3 protein-coding genes are annotated in these 1,896 nt (G+C 42.2%); 2 read left to right on the top strand and 1 reads right to left on the bottom strand.

What is annotated here, in order from left to right; translation table 11 throughout:
- The first annotated feature begins 165 nt into the window (after positions 1-165).
- Positions 166-453, top strand: coding sequence for a hypothetical protein (locus B0181_RS11815; RefSeq protein WP_078277679.1), 288 nt, complete (start codon positions 166-168; stop codon positions 451-453).
- Here B0181_RS11815 and B0181_RS11810 read toward each other — a convergent pair.
- Positions 448-639, bottom strand: a complete 192-nt coding sequence (locus tag B0181_RS11810; RefSeq protein WP_078277678.1) for a hypothetical protein — start codon at positions 637-639, stop codon at positions 448-450. The two genes, B0181_RS11815 and B0181_RS11810, sit on opposite strands and share 6 nt — an antisense overlap.
- A 664-nt stretch (positions 640-1,303) precedes the next feature.
- Between B0181_RS11810 and B0181_RS11985 the strand changes: the two genes are divergently transcribed.
- Positions 1,304-1,896, top strand: a 593-nt coding sequence (locus B0181_RS11985) for a KilA-N domain-containing protein (RefSeq protein ID WP_143821614.1), incomplete at its 3' end; no start/stop codon positions are given.

Genomic DNA, 1,896 nt, shown 5'->3' with positions numbered 1-1,896 from the left:
AGGGAGGGGAGTACGTCACGGTTAAAAATCCTGATTGTTTGCGTTCAGAGACTTTTACGCTAAATAAGATTGCTCTAGAAAAAGGTCGTATCGGCGATAACAACAGTGGTTTGATTGACGACAGACCCCAAAAAACCAACACCGTCACCATTGAGGATAAGACACATGAGCAATAAATTTATCATCATTGCTGACGAGATGTTTTCAGCAAAAACTAAAGACGCCATCACTGAATACTTTGAGAAATACGATGTTGGTATTTGGCATTGGGTTAGCAATGTATGGCTGATAGTAGATAAAGGCAACGCTCTAAGTCGCCTACAGATACGAGATGACTTGCGTAAAATTGCCAGTGCAGGCACTCTCTTGGTGATGGAAGATGGCATCTGTACAGGTTTTGCACCGTCAGAAGCTGGTGAATGGATTAAGGATAATTGGAATAAACAGTCATGATTTCAAAGATTTAGCGTGAGCAATCAATGCCGCCTTAATCGCCCCACTGGCTGAGCCATACACTTTTTCAAGCTCGCACAGCGCAGCATAGCTTTCGGTGTCGTGCTGGCTGAATGTAAGGCTCATGTTTTTCAGTGATTTAGCGCGGTAAGTTTTGGTGGCGTTTTTGTGGGCTTGGCTAACCATGATAAATCCTTTGACTTTTAAAAAGATTGTGCTAGTATAGGGGTAAGTAAGGGGTGAGCGGTGTTTCCTATCCGCTCCGCCATATCATCGGCTTTTGGCTGATGACTTAGGCGTTTATCTTAATAAGCTGGTAAGCTGTACAAGATAAAGACCGCAACGATGATGATTTGAAGGGTTCTCATCGTTTACTCCTTACATCGGTTGGCTTTATACTTTACCATTAGGTGATAAAGCTTAACCTACAAGGCAAGGCTCCTACCCCTTGCCTTGTTGCTTATATTATATACTAGTAGTTAAAAGAAGTCAAATGTTTTGCATTCAAAATGTTTGGCTTTTTTATCGTCTTAAAAATATTTGACAAAAGCCAAAAAATGGGCTATTATATCGCTTAAGGTGTCGTAGCCTTTAAGTAAGCGGTAATAATCGCCCCGAAAGACAGCGATTTTTTTATTGCTTTTAAGATGTGCAAATTCGCACATCATAAAATCAAATAAAACCCTTTCATACCGATGTGCAAATTCTCACATCGCCAAGTTATGTTAGGGGTGGTGGTGAAATAAGGCGAGTAATCGCACGAATAAGCCCAGCCGTCTTACTTCGGCTTACGAACACCCCTAGCGCCCTTTTTTGGGTAAATTTCGTAAAACTAAGTAAGGAGTTCGCAATGAACTTAATCATCTCAAACCAAACCATTTCACAACATAATGGTTTCTTTTCTTTAAATGATTTGCATAAATCCGCTGGCGGTGAAGACAAGTACCGTCCAACTTTCTTTATGCGCAATCAACAAACCCAAGATTTAATCGCAGAAATTGAAAGCGAAGGCAAAATCGCTTACGACACGGTAAAAGGCGGTGATATTAAAACAGTCCGCCAAGGCACATACGCCTGCCGTGAACTGGTCTACGCCTATGCGATGTGGATTTCTGCTAAGTTTCATCTGATGGTCATTCGTGCGTTTGATGCGCTAAATACTGGTGCTATTCCAGTGTTAGACCCATATCACACCAAAACCGACCGAGCCACTGCTGCTCAATTGCAAGGCATTAAGGATAAAGTCCATCGTTTGTCCTTTTGTTTTCGCAAGACAGGTTCAGCAAGCAATGAAATGTACAATCTTTTGCGTGTCAAGCTAAGCTTAAGAAACATCGCTGACATCAGCGAAAACCAAATCCCACAGGCTCATGCCATCTTAGACGGTATTGCTCCGCACTGCGAAGCCTATTGCGACTATCGCCGTGAGATTGACGAATATGC

Source organism: Moraxella caviae (genome assembly GCF_002014985.1).
Classification (GTDB): Bacteria; Pseudomonadota; Gammaproteobacteria; order Pseudomonadales; family Moraxellaceae; genus Moraxella; species Moraxella caviae.
Note: the sequence above shows the minus strand (reverse complement) of the source record. Positions and strands in the feature narration are given on the sequence as shown.